The organism is Tessaracoccus lubricantis, from assembly GCF_039544535.1.
GTDB classification, from domain to species: domain Bacteria; phylum Actinomycetota; class Actinomycetes; order Propionibacteriales; family Propionibacteriaceae; genus Arachnia; species Arachnia lubricantis.
Window position 1 is genome coordinate 31,136 of the sequence record NZ_BAABLV010000006.1, and the last position, 26,134, is coordinate 57,269.

The 26,134-nt window shown below is 68.8% G+C and carries 22 protein-coding genes; 11 read left to right on the forward strand and 11 right to left on the reverse strand.

What is annotated here, in order from left to right; genetic code table 11:
- The first annotated feature begins 233 nt into the window (after positions 1 to 233).
- The 7 genes from ABEA30_RS01825 to ABEA30_RS01855 all read left to right on the forward strand — a co-directional run bounded on the left by ABEA30_RS01825 (position 234) and on the right by ABEA30_RS01855 (position 8,336).
- Entirely contained in the window at positions 234 to 1,256 is a 1,023-nt protein-coding gene (locus tag ABEA30_RS01825) for a LacI family DNA-binding transcriptional regulator (RefSeq protein ID WP_345578103.1), read from the forward strand.
- 185 nt (positions 1,257 to 1,441) lie between these two features.
- The gene (locus ABEA30_RS01830) at positions 1,442 to 2,449 is read left to right on the forward strand and encodes a LacI family DNA-binding transcriptional regulator (RefSeq protein ID WP_345578106.1); all 1,008 of its coding nucleotides are present in this window, start codon (positions 1,442 to 1,444) and stop codon (positions 2,447 to 2,449) included.
- Positions 2,450 to 2,613: 164 nt separating this feature from the next.
- A complete protein-coding gene (locus tag ABEA30_RS01835) occupies positions 2,614 to 3,444 on the forward strand; it encodes an ABC transporter permease (protein WP_345578109.1) in 831 nt (276 codons plus the stop codon).
- 5 nt (positions 3,445 to 3,449) lie between these two features.
- Positions 3,450 to 4,382, forward strand: a complete 933-nt coding sequence (locus tag ABEA30_RS01840) for a carbohydrate ABC transporter permease (RefSeq protein WP_345578112.1) — start codon at positions 3,450 to 3,452, stop codon at positions 4,380 to 4,382.
- Positions 4,383 to 4,411: 29 nt separating this feature from the next.
- Positions 4,412 to 6,001, forward strand: a complete 1,590-nt coding sequence (locus tag ABEA30_RS01845; RefSeq protein ID WP_345578115.1) for an extracellular solute-binding protein — start codon at positions 4,412 to 4,414, stop codon at positions 5,999 to 6,001.
- Between the two features lie 29 nt (positions 6,002 to 6,030).
- Positions 6,031 to 7,356 carry a glycoside hydrolase family 32 protein gene (locus ABEA30_RS01850; protein ID WP_345578118.1) on the forward strand — a complete coding sequence of 442 codons (1,326 nt, stop codon included), beginning with the start codon at positions 6,031 to 6,033 and terminating at the stop codon, positions 7,354 to 7,356.
- A 44-nt stretch (positions 7,357 to 7,400) separates the two neighbouring features.
- Positions 7,401 to 8,336 carry a carbohydrate kinase family protein gene (locus tag ABEA30_RS01855; RefSeq protein ID WP_345578121.1) on the forward strand — a complete coding sequence of 312 codons (936 nt, stop codon included), beginning with the start codon at positions 7,401 to 7,403 and terminating at the stop codon, positions 8,334 to 8,336.
- Between the two features lie 39 nt (positions 8,337 to 8,375).
- Here the strand turns inward: ABEA30_RS01855 and panB are convergent, their stop codons facing one another.
- The 9 genes from panB to ABEA30_RS01900 form a co-directional block, all read right to left on the reverse strand.
- Positions 8,376 to 9,266, reverse strand: a complete 891-nt coding sequence (gene panB / locus ABEA30_RS01860; RefSeq protein WP_345578124.1) for a 3-methyl-2-oxobutanoate hydroxymethyltransferase — start codon at positions 9,264 to 9,266, stop codon at positions 8,376 to 8,378.
- Positions 9,267 to 9,270: 4 nt separating this feature from the next.
- Positions 9,271 to 9,663 (reverse strand): aspartate 1-decarboxylase, encoded by a 393-nt coding sequence (gene panD, locus ABEA30_RS01865; RefSeq protein WP_345578127.1) that lies wholly within the window; start codon positions 9,661 to 9,663, stop codon positions 9,271 to 9,273.
- Positions 9,663 to 10,529 (reverse strand): pantoate--beta-alanine ligase, encoded by an 867-nt coding sequence (panC, locus tag ABEA30_RS01870; protein ID WP_345578130.1) that lies wholly within the window; start codon positions 10,527 to 10,529, stop codon positions 9,663 to 9,665. Before panC ends, panD begins: the two co-directional genes overlap by 1 nt.
- Complete coding sequence (locus tag ABEA30_RS01875; RefSeq protein WP_345578133.1) at positions 10,526 to 11,263, reverse strand: Rossmann-like and DUF2520 domain-containing protein; 738 nt, start codon at positions 11,261 to 11,263, stop codon at positions 10,526 to 10,528. Before ABEA30_RS01875 ends, panC begins: the two co-directional genes overlap by 4 nt.
- Before the next feature lie 208 nt (positions 11,264 to 11,471).
- Positions 11,472 to 12,836, reverse strand: coding sequence for an ABC transporter substrate-binding protein (locus ABEA30_RS01880; RefSeq protein ID WP_345578136.1), 1,365 nt, complete (start codon positions 12,834 to 12,836; stop codon positions 11,472 to 11,474).
- 48 nt (positions 12,837 to 12,884) lie between these two features.
- Positions 12,885 to 13,778 (reverse strand): carbohydrate ABC transporter permease, encoded by an 894-nt coding sequence (locus ABEA30_RS01885; protein WP_345578138.1) that lies wholly within the window; start codon positions 13,776 to 13,778, stop codon positions 12,885 to 12,887.
- A 3-nt stretch (positions 13,779 to 13,781) separates the two neighbouring features.
- Positions 13,782 to 14,675, reverse strand: a complete 894-nt coding sequence (locus tag ABEA30_RS01890; RefSeq protein WP_345578141.1) for a carbohydrate ABC transporter permease — start codon at positions 14,673 to 14,675, stop codon at positions 13,782 to 13,784.
- Between the two features lie 208 nt (positions 14,676 to 14,883).
- The gene (arfA, locus tag ABEA30_RS01895) at positions 14,884 to 16,380 is read right to left on the reverse strand and encodes an arabinosylfuranosidase ArfA (protein WP_345578144.1); all 1,497 of its coding nucleotides are present in this window, start codon (positions 16,378 to 16,380) and stop codon (positions 14,884 to 14,886) included.
- Positions 16,381 to 16,493: 113 nt separating this feature from the next.
- Positions 16,494 to 17,534, reverse strand: coding sequence for a LacI family DNA-binding transcriptional regulator (locus tag ABEA30_RS01900; RefSeq protein WP_345578146.1), 1,041 nt, complete (start codon positions 17,532 to 17,534; stop codon positions 16,494 to 16,496).
- 158 nt (positions 17,535 to 17,692) lie between these two features.
- Between ABEA30_RS01900 and ABEA30_RS01905 the strand changes: the two genes are divergently transcribed.
- The 4 genes from ABEA30_RS01905 (at position 17,693) to ABEA30_RS01920 (ending at position 23,620) form a co-directional block, all read left to right on the forward strand.
- On the forward strand, positions 17,693 to 18,607 hold the full coding sequence (locus ABEA30_RS01905) for a sugar phosphate isomerase/epimerase family protein (protein WP_345578149.1): 915 nt from the start codon (positions 17,693 to 17,695) through the stop codon (positions 18,605 to 18,607).
- Positions 18,604 to 19,491: an NAD(P)-dependent oxidoreductase gene (locus ABEA30_RS01910; protein WP_345578152.1), complete on the forward strand. Its 888-nt coding sequence runs from the start codon at positions 18,604 to 18,606 to the stop codon at positions 19,489 to 19,491. The genes ABEA30_RS01905 and ABEA30_RS01910 overlap by 4 nt, the downstream gene beginning before the upstream one ends.
- A gap of 11 nt (positions 19,492 to 19,502) precedes the next feature.
- A complete protein-coding gene (locus ABEA30_RS01915; protein WP_345578155.1) occupies positions 19,503 to 21,422 on the forward strand; it encodes a right-handed parallel beta-helix repeat-containing protein in 1,920 nt (639 codons plus the stop codon).
- A gap of 89 nt (positions 21,423 to 21,511) precedes the next feature.
- On the forward strand, positions 21,512 to 23,620 hold the full coding sequence (locus ABEA30_RS01920) for an alpha-galactosidase (RefSeq protein ID WP_345578156.1): 2,109 nt from the start codon (positions 21,512 to 21,514) through the stop codon (positions 23,618 to 23,620).
- On the opposite strand, the gene ABEA30_RS01925 is transcribed toward ABEA30_RS01920, so the two are convergent.
- Entirely contained in the window at positions 23,617 to 24,270 is a 654-nt protein-coding gene (locus ABEA30_RS01925) for a response regulator transcription factor (RefSeq protein ID WP_345578159.1), read from the reverse strand. The genes ABEA30_RS01920 and ABEA30_RS01925 overlap by 4 nt on opposite strands.
- Positions 24,258 to 25,832, reverse strand: coding sequence for a sensor histidine kinase (locus ABEA30_RS01930; RefSeq protein WP_345578161.1), 1,575 nt, complete (start codon positions 25,830 to 25,832; stop codon positions 24,258 to 24,260). Before ABEA30_RS01930 ends, ABEA30_RS01925 begins: the two co-directional genes overlap by 13 nt.
- Positions 25,833 to 26,134: the final 302 nt, after the last annotated feature.

A 26,134-nucleotide genomic window follows, 5' to 3' on the forward strand; every position in this document is an offset into this window, starting at 1 on the left:
CGTTGAATCGATTCATTCACTCTATGGCGCACTGGTCGGCGAGTCAAGCCCCATTTGCGGTTGATCACGAGCCTCGGTTCGGCTGAGGAGCGCCGCTCGGAGCCTTGGGTGCGTAGGCTGGGCTGAAGCGATTCATGCGCCTTGGGCACAGAGCGCATGGATCTGCTGGCTGGGATCGGAAGCCCAGCTGTGCTGGTTACGCTTCCGGGTCATTAGGAAGGTGGAGGATCGTGGTGAGAACCGGCAAGGTGCGGCTCAGCGACGTTGCCAAGGCTGCAGGCGTATCGTCGGGTACCGTCTCGAACACAATCAACCGTCCCGACAGTGTCTCAGAGGTCACCAAGCGCAAAGTGATGGCCGCTATCCGCAAACTGGACTTCGTGCCCAACGAGGGGGCGGCTACGTTGCGCAGCGGCACGAGCAAGCTCCTGGGCCTCGTGATCCCCGACGTAACCAGCTCCTTCTACGCCGAGATTGCCAAGGGAGTGGCTCGGCGGGCGGAGACACTGGGGTATGCCATGCTTCTCTTCAACACGGACGATGATCCGGGAAGAGAGCTGCACCAACTGGAGATCCTCGCTCGGCATCGGTCTATCGGGGCACTCATCGTGCCTCGGCTGGCCGATGAGCAGCGGCTCGCGCGTCTGCGTGAACTCGGCATGCACATGGTGCTCATCGACAGAACGTCGTCAGATCATGATGGCTGTTCGGTTTCGATCGACGATGTCCGGGGAGGGTACTTGGCGGGTCAGCACCTCGTCCGGCTCGGGCGGAGCCGTCTCGCGTATGTGGGGGGTCCTGAAGGGGTCCCGCAGGCCGAACGACGGCTGCAGGGCTTCCGGCGCGCCCAAGCCGCTGCGGGGATGACCCTCTCCACCGAGATGACAGTTCGAGTGGAGAATCCCAGTTACGCAGGAGGCGAGGAGGCCGCGAGTCTCCTTCTTGCGACCGAGACGCTGCCTGACGGCATCTTTTGCCTCAACGACCAGATGGCTGTAGGTCTGCTCAACGGCTTGGTGCGCGCTGGGGTCGATGTGCCCCGCCAGACTGCAGTCATCGGCTACGGCGACTCCGCGGCCGCGCAAGGCGCCGTCCTGCCCTTGACGACCATTCACCAACCAATGATCGAGTTGGGCGCTGCGGCGGTCAACCTCCTGCTCGCAGAGGCTGAGGGGAGTGGCGGTGATCACACTCACTCCTCAACCGTGTTCAACCCCAGGATTGTGGTGCGCAGATCAGCACCGTCCCAGGCTTGAAACTGCGCTCACAGTTCTCTGGTGACGTCTGACCCTGAGGCCCAGCGCTCCACGCCGATGACCTCGGGACCCAAGGGGTTGCTTCAAGAGAATCAGCGCCGGGGTTGACACGCGCCACGTCATACGCATAACCTCTGGTTATACGAATAACTCACCGTGGAGGTTCGATGAAGGACAGGCCGACAATGAACGACGTGGCAGCAGCCGCCGGCGTGTCGCAGGCCACCGTCTCCATGGTCCTCAACCAGTCCCAGGCCGGCCGCGTCTCGGCCGAGACTTCCAAGCGCGTCCTGGAAGCCGCCAAGGAACTGGGGTTCCGCACCAACGTGCATGCCAAGGTCCTGCGTGAGGGCAGGTCCCGGATGATCGGGTTCGTCGGCGACGAGGTGGCCACCACTCCGTTTGCAGGCGAGATGATTCTCGGCGCCCAGCAGGAGGCTTGGCGTCGGGGCTACGTGCTCCTGACGGTGGACACGGCTGGAGACGGCAAGCTCGAGCGTGCCGCCGTCTCCATGATGCAGAGTTATCAGGTGGCGGGGATGATCTTCGCCGCCATGTACCACCGTCCCCTCGAGGCACCACAAGGCTTGGGCGGGATGCCCACGGTGTTCGTCAACGCACAGGACCCGACGGGCACCTTCACCAGCGTCTTTCCCGACGAGGTGGCCGGTGGCCGAGCGGCAGCCCGAGTCCTCCTCGACGCTGGCCATCGCGACATGGCGATGATCAACATCGCTCCGGAGGGATCCTCCCTGCCGGCGGCCTCCGGCCGGCTCCAGGGTTTCGTAGACGCTCTCGCCGAGGCCGGTGTCGCCCTCTCGCCCGAACGGCTCCGCTACGGAGCCGGCGGGTATGAGGACGGGCTCCTGCACGGCACGGACTTGCTGTCCGCCCAGGATCGCCCCACCGCCATCTTCTGCGGCAACGACCGCACCGCGCTCGGCGCCTACCACGCCGCCCAGGCCCTCGGCCTGTCCGTGCCCGACGACGTGAGCATCGTCGGCTTCGACAACCAGGGCCTGCTCATGCCCATGTTCTCGCCCCGCCTCACGACGTTCCAGCTCCCTCTCGCGGAGATGGGGCGCCTCGCGGTCGCCCGGGTTCTCGATGGAGACAAGGAACCCACGCGGCTCGCCGTTGAATGCTCGCTTCAGCTCCGCGACTCCGTCGCTCCCGTGAAGGTCCTCCGATGACGTCCACCTCCATCACCACGCCCCCGACAACCTCCACCAGGCCTGACCCGGCTCCCGCGCTGGCTCCGACGGCGACGTCGCCGCGGCGCCGGGTATCACGCCGCACCGCCATCTTGAGGTCATGGCAGTTATACGTATTACTAACGCCCGGCCTCATCTACTTGGTGATCTTCAAGTACTGGCCCATGTACGGAGCGCAGATCGCCTTCCGCAACTACAACCCGGCCGACGGCTTCCTGGGCAGCCAGTGGGTTGGGCTCGCGCACTTCGAGCGCTTCATCAACTCGTTCCAGTTCCAGGACCTGTTGGTCAACACCCTGACGATCAACACGGTGGGCCTGCTCGTCGCCTTCCCCGTGCCGATCGTGCTCGCGCTCATCGTCAACCAGTTGTCGTCCCAGCGGTTCAAGAAGTTCATCCAGTCCGTGCTGTACTCACCGTCGTTCATCTCCGTGGTGGTCGTGGTCGGCATGGTCTTCCTGCTGTTCAGCCCCAGCTCCGGGGTGGTCAACAACGTGTTGACCCTGGCCGGTGCTGAGCCCATCTTCTTCATGGGTGACCCGTCGTGGTTCCGGCCCCTCTACATCGGCTCCGATGTGTGGCAGAACGCCGGCTTCTCCATGATCATCTACCTGGCAGCCCTCACCGCAATCGACCCCTCCCTCCACGAGGCCGCGAAGATGGACGGCGCCAACAAGTTCCGCCGCATCTGGCACATCGACCTCCCGGGCATCCTGCCCGTGATCACGATCCTGTTCGTGTTGGCCATCGGCAACATCTTCAACCTCGGGTTCGAAAAGGTCTACCTGATGCAGACCCCGCTCAACCTCGAGACCTCCGAGATCATCAACACCTACGTGTACAAGGCGGGCCTCCAGCAGGCGCAGTTCAGCTACTCAGCGGCGATCGGGCTGTTCAACTCCGTCCTCAACCTCATCCTTCTCGTGACCTTCAACTGGGTCGCGAAGAAGGCGAACCAATCGTCCCTCTGGTGAGCCCCATGACCGCGACAACCGCACCCCTGCCCCTGTCCCCCAAGAAGCGCGACGGCGTGCTCACCCGCATGGCCGACCCCACGTTCAACGTCGTCACCGTCGGTCTCCTCCTGCTGGCGGCCGCAGCCATCATCTACCCGCTGTACTTCATCGTGATCGCCTCGGTGAGCGACCCCAACCTCATCGCTCAGGGCAAGGTCTGGCTCCTTCCCCAGGGCTTCACGCTGGAGGGTTACCAGACTCTCTTCAAGAACGACGCCCTCATCCGCGGCTTCGGCAACTCCCTGCTGTACACCGGGGTCGGCACGTTCGTCAGCGTGTCCATCATCTTGTGCACCGGCTACGCGTTGTCGCGCCGTGACATGCCGGGGCGCAACCTCTTCATGATCCTGTTCATCATCACCATGTTCTTCGACGGCGGACTGATCGCCCGCTACCTCGTCGTGCGTGACCTGGGCCTGTTGAACACCATGTGGGCCGTGATCCTGCCGGGCGCCGTCGGCGTCTGGAACCTGATCATCGCCCGCACCTTCTTCGAGACCAACGTCCCCTCGGAGCTCCGGGAAGCCGCCCAGATCGACGGCGCCAACGACTTCCGGTTCTTCTTCAAGGTGGCGTTGCCGCTCACCAAGCCGCTCATCGCGTTGATGGCCATGACGCACATCGTGGCGTACTGGAACTCCTACTTCGACGCGATGATCTACCTCAACGACGAGTCGATGTACCCGCTGCAGCTGGTGCTGCGCAACGTCCTGATCCAGTCGCAGGCCTCCGCCTCCCTGGACACCGGCTCCATCGATTCGTATGCCGCCGCGCAGCGCCTGGGCGAACTGATCAAGTACGGAATGATCGTCGTCTCCACGGTGCCGTTGCTGATCCTGTTCCCCTTCCTCCAGAAGTACTTCGTCAAGGGCGCCACGCTCGGCGCGCTCAAGTGACCCCCACGCCCCGAAAGGACACCACCACCATGATCAAGCGCCGCAGCCTCCTGGCCGGCTTCGCCGCCCTGGCCATTTCCGGCATCGTCGCCGGCTGCTCCAACGGCTCCTCTGGCCGTGACCTCCCGGCCGATGAGACCGACGCCTTCGGCTTCAAGAAGGAGGGCCTGCCCATCGTCGAGAAGACCCTGCCCCTGGTCTTCTCCGGCACCAAGTCCGCGCTGGCCCCCGACTACGAGTCGATGGAGCTGGTACAGCGCTGGAAGGCCGACACCAACATCGACATCACCTGGGACAACCTCCCCGACAACGTCTACGCCGAGCGCAAGAACCTCATGCTCGCCTCCGGCGACCTGCCCGATGCACTGTTCAACACGGGCCTCAGCGACTCCGAGGTCGTGACCAACGGCGCCAACGGCACCCTGATCCCCCTCGAAGCCCTGATCGACGAGTACGCCCCCAACCTCAAGGGCATCCTCGACGAGCGCCCCGACATCCGCGGCGCCATCACCGCCTCGGACGGCCACATCTACACGTTGCCCGCCGTCGAGGAGCTGGGCATCCTGGCCTACCCGAACTTCCTGTTCGTCAACAAGACGTGGCTGGACGAGGCCGGGCTGCCCGTGCCCACCACGATCGACGAGTACGAGGATGCGCTCCGCGCGTTCAAGGCCCGCGGCGGCGGCGTGCTGCCGCTGTCCTTCCGCGTCGACTCCTTCTGCGCCAACGTGGCAGACCTCATCGCCGCCATCGGCGGGCTCCCGGACAACAACGACCACCGCATCGTCCAGGACGACGAAGTCATCTTCACGGCCACGCGCGACGAGTGGCGCACTGCGGTGCGCCGTCTGGGAGAGTGGTACCAGGAGGGCCTCATCGATCCCGAGAGCTTCTCGCAGGACGACCCCACCTACCTCGCCAAGGGCAAGGCCGACCCCATGACCCTCGGGTCGTTCATCTGGTGGGAGATGAAGGAGGCGGTCGGCGAGGACCGTGTCGCCGACTACGTCCACGTCGGCGTGCTGAAGGGTTTCGACGGCAAGCAGCGCGCGTCAGTGTCCAACTACGCGGAGATCAACCGGGGCGCCTTTGCCATCACCCGCGCCAACAAGTACCCCGCCGCCACGATGCGCTGGGCGGACCGCCTCTACGACCCCGTCATGTCGGCGGAGACCCGGTGGGGACCCGTCGGCGTGACGCTGGAGGAGAAGGACGGCATCCTCGTCCAGATCCCTGCGAAGGCCGGCGAGTCCGAAGGCGAAAGGCGCCAGAAGGTCTCCCCGATGGGGCCCTGCATCACCACGCGGGAGGACTTCGAGACCGTCGTCGCGCCCGAGCCCCGCGCCAAGGAGCGTCAGGACATGTGCCGCGAGTTCTACGAGCCGTACCGCGCCAACGACGCCTACCCGCCGGTCATGCTCAGCAACGAGGAACTGCAGCAGATCAACGACGCCCAGACCGAGATCAACACGCTCGTCGGACGCAAGTTCGCCACCTGGATCGTGGACGGGACCATCGACGCCGAGTGGGACGCCTACGTGGCGCAGCTCGAACAGATGGGCCTGTCGAAGGTCATCGAGGTCTACCAGACCGCGTACGACCGCTACAAGAACGCCTGATACCCGCCCCCGACCGAGGTCTGATCGACATGCACCGTGACACCCCCCAGTTCCGCCCCTCGCTCCACTTCACGCCGGAGCGAAACTGGATGAACGACCCCAACGGGTTGGTCCTCCACAAGGGCACGTACCACCTGTTCTTCCAGCACAACCCGCAGGGACGGACGTGGGGCAACATCGGGTGGGGTCACGCCACGTCAACCGACCTCCTCACCTGGCATGAACTACCCGTGGCCATCCCGGCCACGGACACCGAGATGGCCTTCTCGGGCTCCGTCGTCTGGGACCGGGACAACACCTCGGGCCTGGGCGCCGGGTCCGAGGGGCCGCTCGTGGCCTTCTTCACCAGTGCCTACCCCGCCGGCAACCCGACCAGGCCCGGTCAGCAGGCCCAGTCCATCGCCTACAGCCTCGACGATGGCGCCACCTGGGCCCGACATGCCGGCAACCCCGTCCTCGAGCGCGGCTCTGAGAACTTCAGGGACCCCAAGGTGTTCCGTCACGAGCAGTCCGGTCGCTGGGTGATGGCCACCGTCGAGGCGGCGGGCCGTCAGGTCCTCTTCCACTCGTCGGAGAACCTGCTCGACTGGCGCTTCGAGAGCGCCTTCGGGCCGGTCGGGGAGGAGGGCGTTCTGTGGGAATGTCCCGACCTGGTCGAGCTTCCCGTCGACGGCGGCGGCACCCGGTGGGTCCTCGTCCTGAGCACCAACCCCGGGGGGTTCTCGGGCGGCTCGGGGATGCGGTACTTCGTCGGCTCGTTCGACGGCCACCAGTTCGTGGCGGACGGGGATCCCCGCTGGCTCGACTACGGGCCCGACTTCTACGCCGCCGTCTCGTTCCACGGGGCCGGCTCCACCTTCATCGGCTGGATGAGCAACTGGGCCTACGCCAACCAGACCCCCACGTTCCCGTGGCAGTCGGCCATGAGCGTCCCCCGCCGGCTCAGCCTGACCCCGGTTGGAGATGGACTCGTCGTTCGGCAGGAGCCGGTGTTGCCTGAGGTCATGCCCGAGGGCGTGACCAGGGCGGCCATCGAACTCTCGGCGGGTGAGGAGGTGGTGCTCGTCACGGGCAACGGCGACGCCCCCAGTCGCTGCGTCATCCGGCGGCTGGAGGACGGCTCGCTCGTCGTCGACCGGAGCGAGGCCGACCCCCACGGCGTGCACCGCGCCATCGTCGCGACGCCGCCCATCCCGCTGCCCGACGGCCCAGCCACGGGCTGGCTCATCGAGGACCATGGCCTCATCGAGTTGTTCCTCGCTGAGGGCACTGTCGCGGTCACGATGCAGACCTTCCCCCACGCCGGCCCGGTGAGGGTCGTCACCGAGCCCGACGCCGTGGCCGCAGCCGGATGAGACACGATGCAACTGGAGCAACTGCCTCCGCGGGGGTCCGTGCCATGCGGTTCGTGGTCTGCGGGGAGGCGCTCATCGATCTGATGCCAGAGGGCGTTCCATCCGCCGCCCCGGGGAAATGGATCGCGCACTCGGGCGGAGGGCCCTTCAACACTGCGACCGCCTTGGCGAAGCTGGGCGAGGACACGCATTTCCTCGGCAGGCTCAGCACCGATGCCTTCGGGCAGCAACTGCGGCACCACCTGCTGGCGGCCGGCGTGGGCCTGGACCTTGCGGTCTCCACGGAGGAGGCGACATCGCTCGCGATCGTCTCCCTGGATCAGGAGGGGAAGGCCACCTACTCCTTCCACTTCGACCAGACGTCGAACTTCCAATGGCGGGCAGGTGAGTTCCCCCAACTCCACGCCGATGACTGGCTGCACTTCGGGTCCATCGGATCAGTGATCGGGCCAGGCGCGGCTGTCCTGACCGAGTTCGTGCGGAGCACACCCGCAGCGTTGAGCTTCGACATCAACGTGCGACCGTCGACCCTGCCTGACCGGGAGGTCTACGCTGACCAGGTCGAGGAGCTCATGCGGGAGGTGGGGAGGAACGCGGGCATCGTGAAGGCCAGCGATGAGGACATCCTCTGGCTGGCCGATGATGAGGCAGACCCGGTCCAGTACGCGCGACGGTGCGTCGATGAGTTCGGATTGTCGATGTTCGTCATCACCGTGGGTGCGGAGGGTGCGGTGGCTGTCCTCTCCGACGGAAGCACGATCGGGTCACCCGGCCGCCGGGTCTCCGTGGTGGACACGGTGGGTGCCGGCGACACATTCATGGCCGGCTTCCTGTCGGCCTATACCCGTGATCGCCATGATGTCCGCCGCGCGCTGGAGCACGGCATCGCCGCCGCAGCCATCGTCTGCGGCCGCCAGGGGGCACAGCCCCCGACCCGCGACGAGGTGGCCGCGCTGGTGGGGGCCGCGCAACGCAGTTGACCGCCTCGGAGCGTGGCGTATCCCCGGCTTGACCGCTGTCTACTCGGCGAGCGCTGATTCCGAGGCCCGGAAGGCGGCCAGCTCCTCACCGTCGATTCCGTAGCAGTGCTCCGGGGCAGGGTAGGAGCCGTCCCGGACCTCATCGACGAACTGGCGGAGCCCGTCGACCGCCTGGGTGTGCAGGTCCGCGTACCTGCGCACGAAGCGGGCGGAGCCCCCGGTGCCCAGGCCGAGCAGGTCGTGGAACACCAACACCTGCCCGTCGGTGGCCGGTCCGGCGCCGATGCCGATCACCACGACGTCCAGCGTCGACATGATGTCGGCGGCGACTTCGGCGGGGATCGCCTCGAACACGACGGCGAAGCAGCCGAGGTCCTGCAGCCTGCGGGCCTCCTCGGCGACTCTCGCGGCGCTGGCAGCCGTACGCCCCTGCGCCTTGAACCCGCCCAGGGCGTTGGCGGTCTGCGGGGTGAGCCCCACGTGGCCCATCACCGGGATGCCCGCCGCGACGATGGCCGCCGCCCGCGACGCCGGCATGGCGCCGCCACCCTCGAGCTTCACGGCGTCACAGCCGGCCTCCTTCATGAAGCGCAGCGCCGTGGCGACGGCCTGCTCGTCGCTGATCTCATAGGAGCCGAACGGCAGGTCCGCCACCAGTAGCGGGGTGGTGAGCCCACGCCGGACCGCCTTGGCGAGGACGAGCATCTCGTCGACCGTGACGGAGGCGGTGTCCTCATGTCCCAGCACCGTCATGGCGCCGGAGTCGCCAACCAGCACCACGTCGACTTCGGCCTCCTCGGCGGCCAACGCGCCGGGGTAGTCGTAGGCGGTCACCATCACGATGCGCTCACCGGCGCGCTTCATGGCCCCCAACGACGGCGGGGTCAGGCGGCGGCGGGCGGCATCGCGCTGTGCGGGGCGGCTGGACATCGGCTCACTGCTCCTCGGTGAGGAGCGTCGCCACGGCGGTGTCCACGGCGATCATCTTGTTGGTGTCCCGCTCCACGTGCACGACGACGGGCTGGTGCTCGGCGAGCTCCTCGCGGCTGTACTGGCCGTAGGAGATGACGATGATGGTGTCGCCGCGGTGCACCAGCCTGGCCGCAGCGCCGTTGACCTTCATCTGGCCGGTGCCGCGCTCGCCGGCGATCGTGTAGGTCTCGAAGCGGGCGCCGTTGTCGACGTTGACCACGCTGACCTGCTCGAACTCGAGGATGTCGGCGGCCTCGAGCAGGTCGGGGTCGATCGTGATGGACCCCACGTAGTGGAGGTCGGCGTCGGTGACCGTGGCGCGGTGGATCTTCGACTTCAGCATGGTGCGCTGCATCAGGAGGGCTCCTCGGTGTGGGGCTGGGGGCAGATGGGCAGGTTGTCGATGAGCCGCACGTCGCCGACCTTCGCGGCGACGACGGCGAGGCTCGGCAGTGCGAGATCCGTGGCGGGGGCGAAGGAACCAGGATCCACCAGTGCGAGGTACTCCGGCTCGACGCCCCGCTCCCGCATCACGTCGACGCCGTGGGCTTCCGCGCCTCGGGGGTCGGCTCCGGACGCGACCGCCTCGGCCACGGCGTCCAGCCCGGCCTTGAGGGCCAGGGCCCGCGGGCGGTCGGCTGCGGTGAGGCGCATATTGCGGCTCGACATCGCCAGCCCGTCCGGCTCACGCACAGTCGGCGCCGTCTCGATCCGCACCGGCAGGCCCAGGTCCGTCACCAGCCGCCGCACGACGGCCACCTGCTGGGCGTCCTTCTGCCCGAACCAGGCCACGTCCGGCGCGACTGCCACCAGCAGCTTCGTCACGACGGTGGCCACACCGTCGAAGTGGGACGCGCCGCGGTGCGCACCCTCCAGGGGCTCGCTGACCCCGCGGACGTGCACCGAGGTGGCGTAGCCGTCGGGGTACATCTCCGTCACGCCGGGGGCGAAGAGGATGTCCGCGCCGGCGCCCGCAGCCAGCGCGGCGTCGCGCTCCTCGTCACGCGGGTAGGCGGCCAGGTCGGCCTGGTCGTTGAACTGCGTGGGGTTGACGAACAGTGACACCACGACGACCCCGCTCGCGGCGCGGGCCGCCGAGACCAGCGACAGGTGGCCCTCGTGCAGCGCCCCCATCGTCGGGACGAAGCCGACGCGCTGCCCGCTGCGGCGGGCCTCGCCGACTTCCCGGCGCAGCTCGTCGACGGTACGGATGACTCTCATGCGGCGTCCTTTCGGTGGGCGAGCCGGAGCGTGGCCTCGACCAACGCGTCGAAGAGGGCGAGGTCCTCCGGGCACCGCTCGGCGACGGCGGCCCGCTGCCGCGCCACGGTCTCGGCGTCGCCCCGCGCCACCGGGCCGGTGAGTGCAGCCGGGGCGCCCGAAGCCGCCCAGTTGGCCACCGTCGCCCGCACCATCGGCAGCAGGCGCTCGCGGGGCACCCCGGCCGAGGCCGCGAGGCGCTCGGCGAAGTCCTCGAGCGTGACCAGGAAGTTGGACGCCACCGACGCGGCGGCGTGGTACGCGGCGCGGTCCTCGTCGCGCACGCGCACCGGCACCATCCCGACGGAGCGGGCGATGAGCTCAGCCGCGTCCAGCGCGCGGGCCGTGCCACCGTCGACGGCGGCCGCGACCCCCGTGAAGCTGGCGCCGGCCTCCGGGACGGTCATCAACGGGTGGAGCGAGAAGGACTCGTGCGGCTGGAGCGGGGCGAGCGACGTGGCGCCCGAGCAGTGGCCGACGAGCTGGCCGGGCCACGTGGTGAGCGCGGCCGCAGCGACGGCGATCTCACGGTCCGGCACGCAGAGCAGCACCAGACGGGCGGCGGTGTCCGCTCCGCGGCCCAGCGGGCCCTCGACCTGCCAGCCGGCCGTGCGGAGCGCCCCGGTCAGTGCGGTGCCGAGGCGCCCGCCACCCACGACGGCGACGCCGTCGCGCGGCAGCACTGGTGCATCCATCGGCGGGGGCTCCTTGGGTCTGGGGGCGCTTCCCACGACACTAAGCCACGCAGCGCCCCGCGAAAAGTATCGGTCACGCAGCCTCGGCGCTGACATACCGCCCAATTGTCGGGCGCCCCTGTGCTGCGGGCATGGGGCAGCGGCCGGGAGAAGGGGATGTCCCGGCCGCTGCTGATCATCGGGGGAGGGCCTCAGCCCCCGCTCGGGCTTACTCGCCGATCTCGTTCTCGAGGTCGGTCTGGGCCTGGTCGAGGGCTTCCTTGACCGGCGTGTCGTTCTCGTAGACCTCGTTGAGGGTCACGGTGCGGAACCAGTTGTCCACGGCCGGCAGGTTCGGGTTGGCGAACGAGTTGAAGTGGCCGATGCCGTCCTTGACGGAGTTGAGGACGTCGAACAGGTTGGTGGTGAAGTACTTGTTGAACTTGTTGTCAGGGTTGTGGGTGACGGCGTCGTCCTCCCAGACGGACATGTTCACCGGGTCGAAGCCGAGGACTTCCCAGACGGCGACGTTCGCGGGCAGCGACAGCTTGGCGAACGCGTTGAACTCGGTGGCGAGCTCCAGGTTCTCGGACTTGGCCGACACCGCAGTGCCCGTGCCGCCACCGCCGATGGTGAGGATGTCGGAGCCCTCGATCTGCGGCGCGGGGGCGATGGCCACCTTGCCGGCCAGGTCGGGCATGTAGTCCACGAACCGCGAGGTGTACCACGCCGGGTACACGATGGCGGCGTAGTCGCCGTTGTTGATGGCGCCGTAGGCCTCCTCGGCGTCGGGGCTGCCGCCGGCGATGGGGGACAGCGCGCCGGCCTTCTCCATGTCGGCGAGCATCTCGAGCGCCTCCACGGCCTCGGGGTTGTTGACCGACACCTTGCCCATGCCGTCGTCCTCGAACACCTGGCCGCCCAGCTGCGCGGTCACCAGCGGCTCGACGAACCACACGCCGGTGTTGGCGGTGCCGAACGCCTTGCCCGTGGCGTCGTGGTACTTCACGCCGGCGTTCTTGAAGTCCTCCCACGTCTTGATCGTGGTGTAGTCGATGCCCTGCGCCTCGAGGAGTTCCTCGTTGTAGAACGCGACGAACGCGCCGACGTGGGTCGGGTAGCCATAGATCTTGCCGTTGCGGCTGTAGAGGTCCAGCCGGGCCTTGACGATGTCGTCGACGTAGGGCTCGGCCGCGGCGGACAGGTCCGCGAGCGGCGGGTTGTCGCCCTTGACGAAGTTCGAGAACTTGTTGACCTCGATGTCGACCAGGTCGGGCATGCCCTGGCCGGAGTTGGCGGCCAGCAGCAGCTTGTCGTGCATGTCCTGGTACGGGTAGACGGTGATGTCGAGGTCGATGGCCTTGTCGGGGTTCTCCTCGTTCCACTGCGTGGCCATCTCGTCATAGACGGCGGCGTGGAGCTCTGCGAACACCCACATGCTCAGCTTGGTGGCGCCCTCGGGGGCGGGCGCGCCGCTGACGACCTCGCCGTCGGCGGTGGGCTCGGACGAGCTGCCGCCACCGCCGCCGCAGGCCGCCAAGGTCAGGGACAGGGCGGCAGCCGCCACGGCGGCTGTCAGCTTGGTCAATCTCATGGTTCACTCCTTTGTGGTTGTTTTCCGGGGAATCGGAGGGTGGGCCGGTCAGCCCTTGAGGGCACCAGCGGTCATGCCTTCGATGAAGAACCGCTGGAAGGCGAGGAACAGCAGCAGGATGGGGATCAGCGAGAAGAAGGCCCCGATGATCAGCAGCTCGTAGTTGTTGCCGTAGGGCGTCAACAGGGTGTTGAGGCCGATGGGCAGCGTGAACTTCTCGGCCGAGCGCAGCACCAGGAGCGGCCACAGGAAGTTGTTCCAGATGATCATGCCGTTGAGGATCGCCATCGCCGCGAACGCGGGCTTGGAGATGGGCAGCACGATGCGGAAGAACATGCCGAACTCGGAGACCCCGTCGACGCGCCCGGCCTCGAGCAGTTCGCGGGGGATGCCGATGAAGTACTGGCGGAAGAAGAAGATGGTCACGGCCTGCGCCAGGAACGGCAGCACGACGATCCAGTACTGGTCTGCCGCGTTGAAGTTGTTGACCTGCACGTAGAGCGGCAGCATCAGCATCTCGAAGGGGATGGTCATCATGACCAGGACGAGGATGAAGCCAGCGTTCTTGCCGGGGAAGTCGTACATGGCGAAGCCGTAGGCCACGAACGAACTCACCAGCAGGGTGCCGACCACCTGCACCACCGTCAGGATGAGGCTGTTCCAGAACCATTGGAAGTACAGCCCGGAGTCGGTGAACAGCATCACGTAGTTGTCGAGGCTCAGCTCGGAGGGGTCGACGGCGAACGAGATGCCGTTGCGGATGATCTCGCCGCCGTCCTGGAAGGTGCCGATGATGATGGCCGCGATGGGGACGAGGGAGACCAGGGCGAGCACCAGCAGGATCGTGCCCTGCACGATGGCGGCGGTGCGCCGCGTCGGTCGCTTCCGCGGCTGCTCGGTGCGGTCGTCGGTCAGCGGGGCAGGAGTTGCCAGGGTGGACATGGCTCAGGCCTCCTTCTTGAAGGTGCCGGCGAAGGTGAGTTGCGTCAGGTTGATCACCAGCACGAGCCCGAGCAGCACCACGCCCACCGCGGAGGCGAAGCCCAGGTCGTTCTCCTGGATGCCCTTGCGGTAGAGGTAGCCGACGATGGTGAGGCCCTGGTTGTTCGGCGAGCTGTTGCCGGCATAGAGCATGAAGCTCTCGAGGAACATCGCCAAGCCGCCGTAGACGCTGATGGTGGTGACGTACACGATGGTGGGCTTGAGCCCCGGCAGCGTCACGAAGAAGAACTTCTGGACGGCGTTGGCGCCGTCGATGGCGGCGGCCTCGTAGTGCTCCTCCGGGATGGCCTGCAGGCCGGCGAGGAAGTACATGGTGTTGACGCCGGTCCACCGCCACAGGGCCAGCAACAGCAGCGCGGCCAGGCCGGTGAGGTCGTTGCGCAGCCAGCGGACGGGCCCGAAGCCGAGGAAGTCGGCGACCTGGTTCATCATGCCCGTGTCGCTCTCGGAGAACATCAGCCGGAAGATGATGCCCGCGACGACGATGGAGGTCAGCGCCGGCACGAACAGCGAGGCCTTGAAGAAGTTCTTCAGCTTGGGGCTGCCGATCTTCGTGTTGATCATCACCGCCAGCAACAGCGGGATGGGGATGAGCAGCAGCAGCGTCAGCACCATGTAGCGCAGGCTGTTGTAGAGGGCCTTCCAGAAGATCTGGTCGCGCCACAGGCGCTCGTAGTTGCGGGCGCCGATGAACTCGCCCTGCCCGTAGACGATCTCCTGGAAGCTCATGATGACCGACTGGATGACGGGGATCAGCCAGAACACGGCCACCGTCAACAGGAAGGGCAGGATGAACAGGTAGGGGGCCAGGCGCTTGGAATAGAGAAGCCTCGTCATCCCGGTGATCCTCCTCGATCTTCACTTGCGGCACAGCGCGCGGACGGCGGCGGGCACAACTCCGTGACCCTTTGTTTCGTCGGGCGACTAATTGCCTTGAGGCTAACAATCTGAAAAGTGGCCGGTCAACCTTCAGGACAGAAAAGTTCCCGGTTCGTTATAAAAGTTTCGAGCCCGGGCCGGGGTGCGACCCGGCCCGGCCCGGGGGTCACTGCGTCGAGAGGGTGATCATCGTCCACGAGATGGGCGGCAGGGTGACGGTGAGCGTGCCGCCGTCGATGGCGGCGGTCCCGTTCGGCGTGACGCCGACGCTGGAGTCGTCCTCGGCGCTCGCCTTCCAGTTGTGGTCGTCGTGGTGGAGCGTGACGGCCTCCTTGATGGAGCAGCCCGCCGGGAGCGTGATCGACGCGTCGACCGCCTCGTCGGCGTGCCTGTTGACGACGAAGACGCTGGCCTCGCCGTCGGCCCAGGTGGCCACTGCGTCGAGTGCCTGGACGCTGCCGAACTGGGTGGACTCGATCGTGGGGCCGTCGACGATGACGCGCAGCACTTCGCCGCTCGCGTTGGCCGAGGTGAGCGCGAACGGGTGGAAGGTGGTCTGCTTCCACGCCGGCCCGCCCGGCTCGGCCATGATCGGCGCGATCACGTTGACGAGCTGGGCCTGGTTGGCGGACCACACGCGGTCCGTGTGGCGCAGCAGCGAGATCAGCAGGTTACCGACGACGACGGCGTCCGCCACCGAGTAGTTGTCCTCGAGCAGGCGCGGCGCCACCGGCCAGTCGTCGCCCGACGGCGGCTTGGACGGGTCTCGGTCCAGGTACCAGACGTTCCACTCGTCGAACGAGATGCCGATCCTCTTGTCGGTCTTCCTCGCGGCGGCGACGGTGTCGATGGTGGCGCCCACCTGGTCGATGAAGCGGTCCATGTCCTCGGCGCTGACGAGGAACTCCTGCAGCCCGGACTCCTTCTCCCAGTAGTAGGCGTGCGCGGAGATCATGTCGACCTGGTCGTAGGCCTCGGTGAGCACGATGCGCTCCCACTCCCCGAACGTGGGCATGCTGCGGCTGGAGGAGCCGCAGGCCACGAGTTCGACGTCGGGGTCGATCATGCGCATGGCGCGCGCCGCCTCGGTGGCGATGCGGCCGTACTCCTCGGGGGTCTTGTGGCCCATCTGCCACGGCCCGTCCATCTCGTTGCCCAGGCACCACATCTTGACCCGGTAGGGCTCGTCGGCGCCGTTGGCGCGGCGCTGCTCGGCCCAGTCGGACCCGCCGGGCACGTTGCAGTACTCTACGATGTCCATGGCCTCCAGCACGCCACGGGTGCCCAGGTTGATGGCCATCATCGGCTCAATGCCGGCCTTCTTCGCCCAGGCCATGAACTCGTCGGTGCCGACCTCGTTGGGCTCCAGGCTGTGCCACGCGAGGTCCAGGCGCTTCGGGCGGTCCTCGACGGGGCCGATGCCGTCCTCCCAGCGGTAGCCGGAGACGAAGTTGCCGCCGGGGTAGCGCACCGTGGAGACGCCCATCTCGCGGACGAGGTCGAGGACGTCACCGCGGAAGCCCTGCTCATCCGCCGACGGGTGGCTGGGCTCGTAGATGCCGGTGTAGACGCAGCGGCCGAGGTGCTCCACGAAGGAGCCGAACGTGCGCCGTCGCACGGGACCGACCCTGAACGCCGGGTCGATCGTCAACTTGGCTTGCATGGCACTCGCTTTCGTTGTGTAGGTGAACCAAAGCGTGCCATGAAGAACCAGATTTGTGGAGGGATTTTCAGAAATATTTCGGAGAAGTTCTGAAACGTGTAGTGGATGCCTTGTCAGGCAGGCGGCGCCCCCGTCGACCCGCGCACCACGAGCGTCGTGGCCAACTCGATGTGCCGCGACTCGGGCTCCTGGCCGAGGTGGATGGTGAAGGCGGTCTCGACCGCCCGGCGGCCGATGTCGGCCAACGGCTGGCGCACGGACGTGAGGCCGGGGCTGGCCCACGCCGCCATGAGGGTGTCGTCGTATCCGACGACGCTCAGCTCGTCGGGGATCCGCACCCCCAGCGCATGCGCCGCCCGCAACACGCCCAGGGCCTGCGAGTCGCTGCCCGTCATGATCGCCGTGGGCGGGGCGTCCCCGGCCGTCAGCCACTCGGTGGCGACGGCGGCGGCCTCGTCGGCGTCGAAGGCGCAGCGCCGGAGCCACTCGTCGGGAACGGGAGTGCCGGCGGCGCGGCAGGCGGAGAGGAATCCGTCAAGCCGCGCCGTGGCGCTCATGGAGTTGCCCGGCCCCCCGAGCGCGGCGATCCGCCGGTGTCCCAACCCGAGGAGGTGCTCGGCGGCCGAGCGGCCGCCCAGCCAGTTGGTGGAGCCCACCGAGATCACGTCGGGGTGCGTCGAGTCGATGGGGTCGATGACCACCATGGGCAGGCGGGCCCCCACCAGGGATGAGTAGACGTCCTCGCGCACCCCGCTGGTCAGCAGGACGGCGCCCACCCGGTTGGCGGCCAACAGCCGCTGCGTGAGGCTGGCGCTGGTCGGCGGGCCAGCCGGGTCGTTGCTGCGGTGCGTGCGCTCCACCGCCAGGTCGATGCCCAGTTGCTCGGCGGCCTCCACCGCACCCCGCAGCACCTCCATGGCGTAGGCACTGGTGAGGATGTCGGCGAGGAAGGCGATGGACGGACGGCTGCCGGGGGTCTGGCGCCGGTTCGTCTCGTAGCCCAGGTCGAAGATCGCCTGTTCGACGCGCGCGCGGGTGCCCGCCGCGACGTCGGGCCGTCCGTTGGCGACCTTCGAGGCGGTTGCAAGCGAAACTTTTGCCCGAGCCGCGACCTCCGCGAGCGTCGGTTTCCCGACGGGGAGCGTTGTGTCCATGAAACCCCTTGGCGGTTCGGTGTGCTCCCATCCTATCGTTGCGCCACCGCTTTGTCGCTGATACCGTGATTGAAAGTTTCGGCACACACCAAAAAGTTTAGCGACCGCTCACAGGGGATCGGACGCCGTCGTGCCACTGATCACGGAGGACCCTGCCCATGGGATACAGCGCAGCCACGTGGCCCATCGCTGCGGCGATGCTCCCGTTCCCCGGTTCCCAGGATGCCCACCCCGCCGTATGGCTTGGCCACCTCAGCCAGGTGGCGAGGGAGGGCTTCACGGAGGTCGACCTCACCGACAGCTGGCTCCGCATCGGCGACCTCGACGACGCCAGGCGCCGGCTGCTCACGCAGGCGCTGGCGGAGGTCGGCCTCGACCCCATCGCGGTCTCGGCCATCCGCCGGAGCGTGCTCGACCCCGTCGACGGGGAGGCGAACCTGGCCTACTCCCACCGCGTGCTCGACGCGGCCGGGGAGATGGGCGCCACCGTCGTGTCGTTCGGCCTCCACCGGCCGTTGACCCCGGCGCAGCAGCGGGCCTTCTGGTTCTGGACGGCGCAGGGCCCCGTCGACCCCACCGACGACGCGACGTGGAGGTTGGCCGTGCGCCGGTTGCGGGAGCTCGGTGCCCACGCGGCCGAGCTCGGCCTCCAGGTGTCGTTGGAGATGTACGAGGACACGCTGCTCGGCACGTCCGAGTCGGCCGTGCGCCTGGTCGGCGACATCGGCCTCGACAACGTCGGCCTCAACCCCGACCTCGGCAACCTCTTCCGCCTCCACCGCCCCGTCGAGGACTTCCTCACCGCGGTGGAGCGCTGCCTCCCGCACGCGAACTACTGGCACGTGAAGAACTACTTCCGCAGCGAGGACGCCGCCGGCAACGTGGTGAGCGTGCCCGCGCCGATGGCGCACGGCAGCGCCAACTATCGGCGGGCCATCGAGATCGCCGTCGACGCGGGCTTCGTCGGTGCGTTCTGCGTTGAGCACTACGGAGGCGACGGGCTCACCGTCTCCGCGGACAACCGCGACTACATCCGCCGCATGCTAGCCGTCGCCCTTCGGGAGCCGAGATGAGCACCGTCGTTGCAGTACTGGGTTTGGGCGCCATGGGCCTACCGATGGCGGCCCGGCTGGCGGAACGCTGGCCCGTGCGCGCGTTCGACGTCTCGGCCGAGCGGCGCGAACTCGCGGCGGCCGACGGCGCCACCCCGGCCGCCACGGTCGCCGAGGCGGTCCACGGCGCCACGCACGTCGTCGTGGCGGTGCGCGACGGGGCCCAACTCGAGGCGGCGCTCTTCGGGCCCGACGGCGCGGCAGGTGCACTGTCGCCCGGGTCGGTGGTCATCGTGACCTCGACGGTGGGCTCCGAGGCCGTCGTCGACGTCGCCACCCGGCTCGACGGGAGCGGGATCGGCACGGTCGACGCCCCCGTCTCGGGCGGCGCCGTCCGTGCCCGCACCGGTGACCTCCTGATCACCGCCGGAGGGGCCCCCGCCGTCCTCGAGCGGGCCGACGACGTCCTGCGCGCCCTCGCCTCGAACCTGGTGGTCATGGGTGGCGTCGGCGCGGGCCAGGACATGAAGAGCGTCAACCAGTTATTGTGCGGCATCCACACCGCCGCAGCCGCCGAGGCCCTGGCCCTGGCCGAGGCGATGGGCCTCGACCTGGAACTCTGCGTCGACGTCCTCAACAGGGGAGCCGCCGCCTCGTTCATGCTCCAGGACCGCGGCCCCCGCATGGCGCAGCAACTGCGCGGCGAGACGCCGGAGGTGCGCTCACGCGTGGACGTCATCGCCAAGGACATGGGGATCGTCGGCGGCCTCACCCGGCGGCATCGCCTGCCCACGGGCGTCGCGCAGGCGGCCGAGAACCTCTACCGCACCGCCCTGAAGGCCGGCCTCGACGCCGAGGACGACTCCGTCATCGCCGCCTTCCTGTCCCACGGAAACACGCACTGAGGAGCCCTTGCATGGACATCCACGTCTCGACCCACGGGTCCGACCACCACGACGGCACCGTCGGGTCACCCCTGGCGACCATCAACGCCGCAGCGCGGAAGGCCCGCCCCGGCGACACCGTCGTGGTCCACGAGGGCGTCTACCGCGAATGGGTGAAACCGCCCCACGGCGGCTTGAGCAACCAGCGGCGCATCACGTTCACCGCCGCGCCCGGCGAGCACGTCGTGATCAAGGGCTCCGAGGAGGTCTCAGGCTGGGAGCGCGTCGACGGCGCACACTGGAAGGCCGTCGTCGACAACGCGCTGTTCCGGGGGTTCAACCCGTTCGCCCAGGTCGTCGAGGGCGACTGGCTGGTGCGGCCGACGGGTGACGAGCCCCCGGTGCACCTCGGTGAGGTCTACCTGGCCGGCGCTGCGTTGTACGAGGTGCCCAGCGTCGCCGACGTGCGGGACCCCGGCGCGCTGGAGGACGTCGTCGACGACTGGACGGGCATCCCGCAACCCGGCACCGGCGCGCCCACCCGCATGGTGTGGTGCGCGGAGGTGCACGACGACCACACGGTCATCCACGCCAACTTCGGCGACGCCGACCCGCGCCGAGAACTCGTCGAGATCAACGTGCGCCGCTCCGTGTTCTACCCGGAGGCCAACCACGTCGACTGGATCACGGTGCGCGGCTTCGAGATGTGCCACGCCGCCACGCCCTGGGTGCCGCCGACGGCGGACCAGCCCGGCATGGTGGGCCCCAACTGGGCCAAGGGCTGGATCATCGAGGACAACCTGCTGCACCACGCGAAGTGCTCGGCCATCTCGCTGGGCAAGGAGCGCACCACCGGCCACAACCACGCCACCGTCCGCGGCGACAAGCCCGGGTACCAGTACCAGCTGGAGTCGGTCTTCACGGCCGAGGACCACGGCTGGAGCCGGGAGCACATCGGCTCGCACGTGGTGCGCCGCAACACCATCCACGACTGCGGCCAGAACGGCATCGTCGGCCACCTGGGCTGCGTCTTCTCCACCATCGAGGACAACCGCATCCACCGCATCGCGCTGCGCCGCCAGTTCTACGGCCACGAGATCGCCGGCATCAAGCTGCACGCGCCCATCGACGTGCAGATCGTGGGCAACCACATCCACGACTGCTCCCTCGGCCTCTGGCTCGACTGGCAGACCCAGGGCACCCGCATCAGCGGCAACGTGCTGCACTCCAACAGCCGCGACTTCTTCGTCGAGGTCAGCCACGGCCCCTACGTGGTCGACCACAACGTGTTCGCCTCTCCCGCCTCACTCGAGAGCTTCAGCCAGGGCGGCGCCTACGTCGGCAACCTGTTCCTCGGCAGCCTCCGCATCGAGCCCGTTCCAGACCGCGCCACGCCGTACCACCGGCCGCACAGCACCCGCGTGGCCGGGTACGCCGTCATCGTCGGCGGCGACGACCGCTACGTCGGCAACGTCTTCGCCGGCGATGAGGCACGTGAGAACTACCGCGTCGAGCTGCCGGAGATCGCCACGGTGGGGCACGGCCTCTCCGTCTACGACGGGCACCCGGCCAGCTTCGAGAAGTTCATGGAACTGACCACGTCACGCTCGGGCGACCACCGCCGCTTCGCCGGCATCAAGCAGCCGGTCATGGCCCGCGACAACGTGTACCTCGGCGCCGCGCGCCCCTTCGAGGGGGAGGCGCGCCCGGTGCGGATCGACGGCGGCCGGGTGGCCGTCGAGTTCGCCGACGGCGTGGTCACCGTGCACGCCGACCTCCCTGCGGCCGCGTCCCGGGCGGAGACGGTGCGGGGCCCGGAGCTGGGGCGGGTGCGGTTCGTGGACGCCGACTTCGAGGCGCCCGACGGTTCCGAACTGGTCATCGCCCCCGTCGGCACCTCGCCGGTGGCGTCGCTGCCGGCGGGTGTCTCGTCGACGGTGGTGTGGCCCTGACGGCGCTGCGCCGCGCCGGTTGACGGGTCGCGCCCAGCGGCCGGAAGGCCCCATAGGATGGCCGGGTACGGCGTCGACGAGGAGACTCCATGGCCATGACCATCCACCTGCGGGCCGACGGCGTCTCGCTGCTGCTCACCACTGACGGCGGGCTCCCCGAGGTCAAGCACTGGGGGGCCGACTTGGGCCCGGTCACCGCTGACGATGCCGCCGCCCTGTTCAGGGCCGCCGGCTACACCGCGGAGCACAACGCCATCCTCGCGCCGCTGCGCGTCGGGATCGTCCCCGAGGCCCGGCACGGCTGGATGGGCACCCCCGGCCTGGTCGGCTCGCGCGGCGGGCGCGGCTGGACCCCGGCCTGGCGCCTCACCGGCACCACGTTCGACGGACGCGCGCTGGCCGACGGCTTCGCCGAGGAGGGCCCGGGTGCGCTCGAGTTCAGCGCCACTGCGGACGACGCCGGGCTGGCGCTCGCGCTCCGGGTGGAGCTCCTGCCCACGGGGCTCGTCCGGGCCCAGGCCACGGTGACCAACACGGCCGACGACGAGTACTCCGTCGACCAGCTCGCGCTGGCCATGCCCGTGCCGAAGCGCGCCACCGAGGTGCTGGACTTCGGCGGCCGGTGGGCGTCTGAGCGGGTGCCGCAGCGGTTCGACCTCACCATCGGCACGCACCGGCGCGAGGGCAGGCGCGGCCGCACGGGTCACGACGCCGCCTACGTCCTCCACGTCGGCGAGCGCGGCTTCGGCTACGACTCCGGCGAGATCTGGGCGGTGCACACCGCGTGGAGCGGCAACCACCTCCACTACGCCGAGCAGGTCATGCCCGGCGTGCAGGTGATCGGCGGCGGCGAGCTGCTGCTGCCGGGCGAGGGGCGGCTCGCGGCGGGCGCGTCCTACACGTCGCCGTGGGTCTACTTCAACCACGCCGTCGGCCTCGACCCGCAGGCGTGGCGCTTCCACCGCCACCTCCGGTCGCTGCCCGTGCACCCCGACACGCCCCGTCCGGTGACCCTCAACTCCTGGGAGGCCGTCTACTTCGACCACGACGCCGAGCACCTGCGGCGGTTGGTGGACAGGGCGGCCGAGGTCGGCGTCGAGCGTTTCGTGCTCGACGACGGCTGGTTCGGCGCGCGACGCAGCGACGCCGCGGGGCTGGGGGACTGGGTGGTCAGCGCCGACGCCCACCCCGAGGGCCTGCACCCGCTCGTTTCCCACGTGCGGGGGCGCGGCATGCAGTTCGGGCTGTGGTTCGAACCCGAGATGGTCAACCCCGATTCGGACCTTGCCCGGGAGCACCCCGAGTGGATCCTGCAGCCGGAGGGTCGCCTCCCCGGCGAGTGGCGCAACCAGCAGGTGCTCAACCTCGCCATCGACGGCGCCTACCGCCACGTGCGCGACCAGGTCTCCGCCATCCTGGCCGAGTACGCCGTCGACTACGTGAAGTGGGACCACAACCGCGACCTGGTCGACGCCGGCTCGGCGCTGGACGACGGCCGCCCGGGCGTCTCCGCGCAGACCCGGGCGTTCTACCGCCTCCTGGACGAGCTGCGCGAGCGCCATCCCGACACCGAGTTCGAGTCGTGCAGCAGCGGCGGCGCCCGCATCGACCTCGAGGTGCTGGAGCGCGTCGAGCGCGTGTGGGTCTCCGACAACATCGACCCGCACTCGCGTCAACGGATGCTCTGGTGGACCGGCCAGCTGCTGCCGCTCGAACTCATGGGCAGCCACATCGCGTCGGGCACCTCCCACACCACCGGCCGCAGCCACACCATCGAGTACCGCGCCGCCACCGCGCTGTTCGGCCACCTCGGCATCGAATGGGACCTCACGAAGGCCACGGAGGAGGAGCTCGCCGCGCTCCGGCTCGCCGTAGGGCTCTACAAGGAGGTCCGTGGCTTGCTGCACACGGGCCGGGTCGTGCGCGTCGACATGGGCAGCCCCCACCTGTACCTCAAGGGAGTCGTCAGCCCCGAGCGCGCCCTGTTCTCGTTCGCCGTGATCGACGAGCCGATGATGCCGGAGCTGGGCGAGATCCGCCTCCCCGGCCTCGAGCCGGAGTCCCGGTACCGGGTGTCGCTGGTGGGCCTGGGCCACGAGCTCGGCGTCATGACGGGCCGGCAGCTCGCCACCGTCGGCATCCGGTTGGCGGGCCGGTTCCCGGAGGTCGCGCTGCTGATCGACGTGGCACGCGTCTAGCTGGTGCCCTCGAGGTAGCGCACCACGGCCAGGACGCGGCGGTGGTCGTCTGCCGTGACTGGCAGCCCCATGGCGTCGTAGATGTTCGACGTGTGCTGCACCACGGCCTTCTCGGTGAGGAAGAGGCGTTTGGCGATCCAGGCGTTGGACCGGCCCTCCGCCATCAGCCCGAGCACCTCCCGCTGGCGGGGGGTCAGCCGCCGCACCGGCATCTTCGAGCCGTCCGCGCGGTGCAGCATGAGCTCGACGACCTCGGGGTCCAGCACCGTGCCGCCGTCGGCGACCCGGCTCAGGTCGTCGATGAACGTGGGGATGTCGGCGATCCGCTGCTTCAACAGGTACCCCACGCCGCCGCCGTCGGCCTCGAGCAACTCGACGGCGTAGCGGCGCTGCACGTACTGCGACAGCACCACCACGGGCGTGTCCCGGTGGTGCGCCCGGATCCGCAGCGCTGCTTGGATGCCTTCGTCGGTGAACGACGGCGGCATCCTGATGTCGGTGACCACCAGGTCGGGTGCATGCTCGGCGACGGCGGCGAGCAGGTCGTCGGCATTGCCGACGATGGCCACCACCTCGAAACCGCCCTCTTCGAGCACCAACGTGAGGCCCTGCCGCAGCAGCGCCTCGTCCTCCGCGATCACGACCCGCACGGCAGCACCGCCTTCATCCTCGTTCCGACGCCCACCGGGCTGATGACGTCCAGCTTCCCGCCCACGGCCTCCACGCGATCCCGCAGCCCGGCCAGGCCCGATCCCGGTCGGGGTTGGGCGCCGCCCGTGCCGTCGTCGCTCACCTCCACCACGAGGGAGCCGTCGTCCTGCCCCACGACGACGTCGGCCCGCGTCGCGCCGCTGTGTCGGGTGGCGTTGGTGAGTGCCTCCGCCACCACGAAGTAGGCGGTGAGCTCGACGGCGGGTGGCAGGTCGGTGGGCACGCCCGCCATGTCGTAGTTCGTGGTGATCGGCATCCGGTCGGTGAGGTCCTCGAGTGCGCTGGCCAGGCCGCGCTGCTCCAGCGCAGACGGCATGATCTGCTGCGCCACCCGGCGCAGCTCGGAGGCGGCCTCGTCGATGTTGTGCCGCAGCGACGTGGCGGAGGCGTGCAGTTCGTCGATGTCGGTCTGCGCGGTCATGCGCTGGGCCTGCACGCCCAGCAGGACCAGCCTGACCTGGAGCCCGTCGTGCAGGTCGCGCGCAATCGCCGCGCGGACGGCGTCACCGGCCTGGACGAGACGAGCCCGGGAACGCTGCAGCGCTGCCTGGCTGGCGCGCAGGTCTGCGGTGAGCCGCTCGCCCTGCACCGCCAGTGCGACGGTGGCCGCGGCCTCCCGGACGGTTCGGGGCGTGGCGAGCCTGGGGTCGAACACGATGGCGCCCACCAGTTCACCCGAGACCTCCACCGGCTCCATGGCCCGCTCGGCGGTGGGTTGTTCCGGCACGCTCAGGCCGGTGCCGGCGCCGTCGACGAACTCGTCGCGGGTGGGGACCCAGTAGGCGAGCTGGACGGTGGGGTCGCCCAGCGCCCGCTTGAGTGCGTCCTCGACGGCGGGCCGGTCCGTGTCGGCGCTCAGCCATGCGGCCAGCGCTTCGGCTTCGGCGGTGCGGGCGAAGCTACCGAGCATGGTGGCGGCGAGGAATGCGATGGGCACACCGAGGATCAGGCCCAACTGGATCCCCGCGACGGTGAGCGCGTCCATGCCCAACCCGCGCTTCAGGATGATGGACGCGCCGGGGATGAGGACCGCCACGGCCATGCCGTAGCCGTACAGCGGGATGAGGGTGCGGCGCCGGGCAGGCGTGGCCCTGCGCAGCCTCCCCAGCAGCACCCAGGCCAGGCCCAACATCGTGAGCACGCCGAAGGCAGACTGCACCCAGTTCCACACGGCGCCCCCCGCCTCGTCGGGGACCAGGTTGACCGGGATCTGTAGGACGACGGACGTGAAGTAGGCCAGGGCCGCGATCACGATGCTGGACGGGCTGCGCAGCCGGCCGTTGGGAAACCCGAGGAGGAGGTGCACGATCACCGCGAGGATCCAGGTGGCGGACAGCAGTCCCACCACGGCGACACCGGGCACTTCGGTGTTGGCCAGGCCCTCCACGACGAGGCACGCCCCGCCCAGTGAGATGAGTGCACCCATCATGGAGGCGGGTCGCAGCCACCACGCCGTCGCGCCCGCCATGAAGTAGACGGCTGCGATGAGGGGAAAGGTCACGGCAAGGGGATGGGCGCCGACTGCATACAGCAGGATGATTTCGAGCGCGACCGCGCCCAATCCGCCCACGAGCCCCGCAACCAGGGCGGCGCGAAGCGAATCGACGACCTGGGGCCGGCTAGCTGCCACTGAAGTTCCCCCATCCAGTTGGCTCACCCTAGCGTCACGCCACTGACAAAAACAGGGGGCCTGGGTCGCCTGTTTCGCCCCCTGAGCGTGGCGCGTGTCGGTCCCTGAGCCTTGATCCACCGGTTCTGGTGGGTGGGGTGGATGGACGTGTTGTGGGTGTCTGGCTGGGGGTG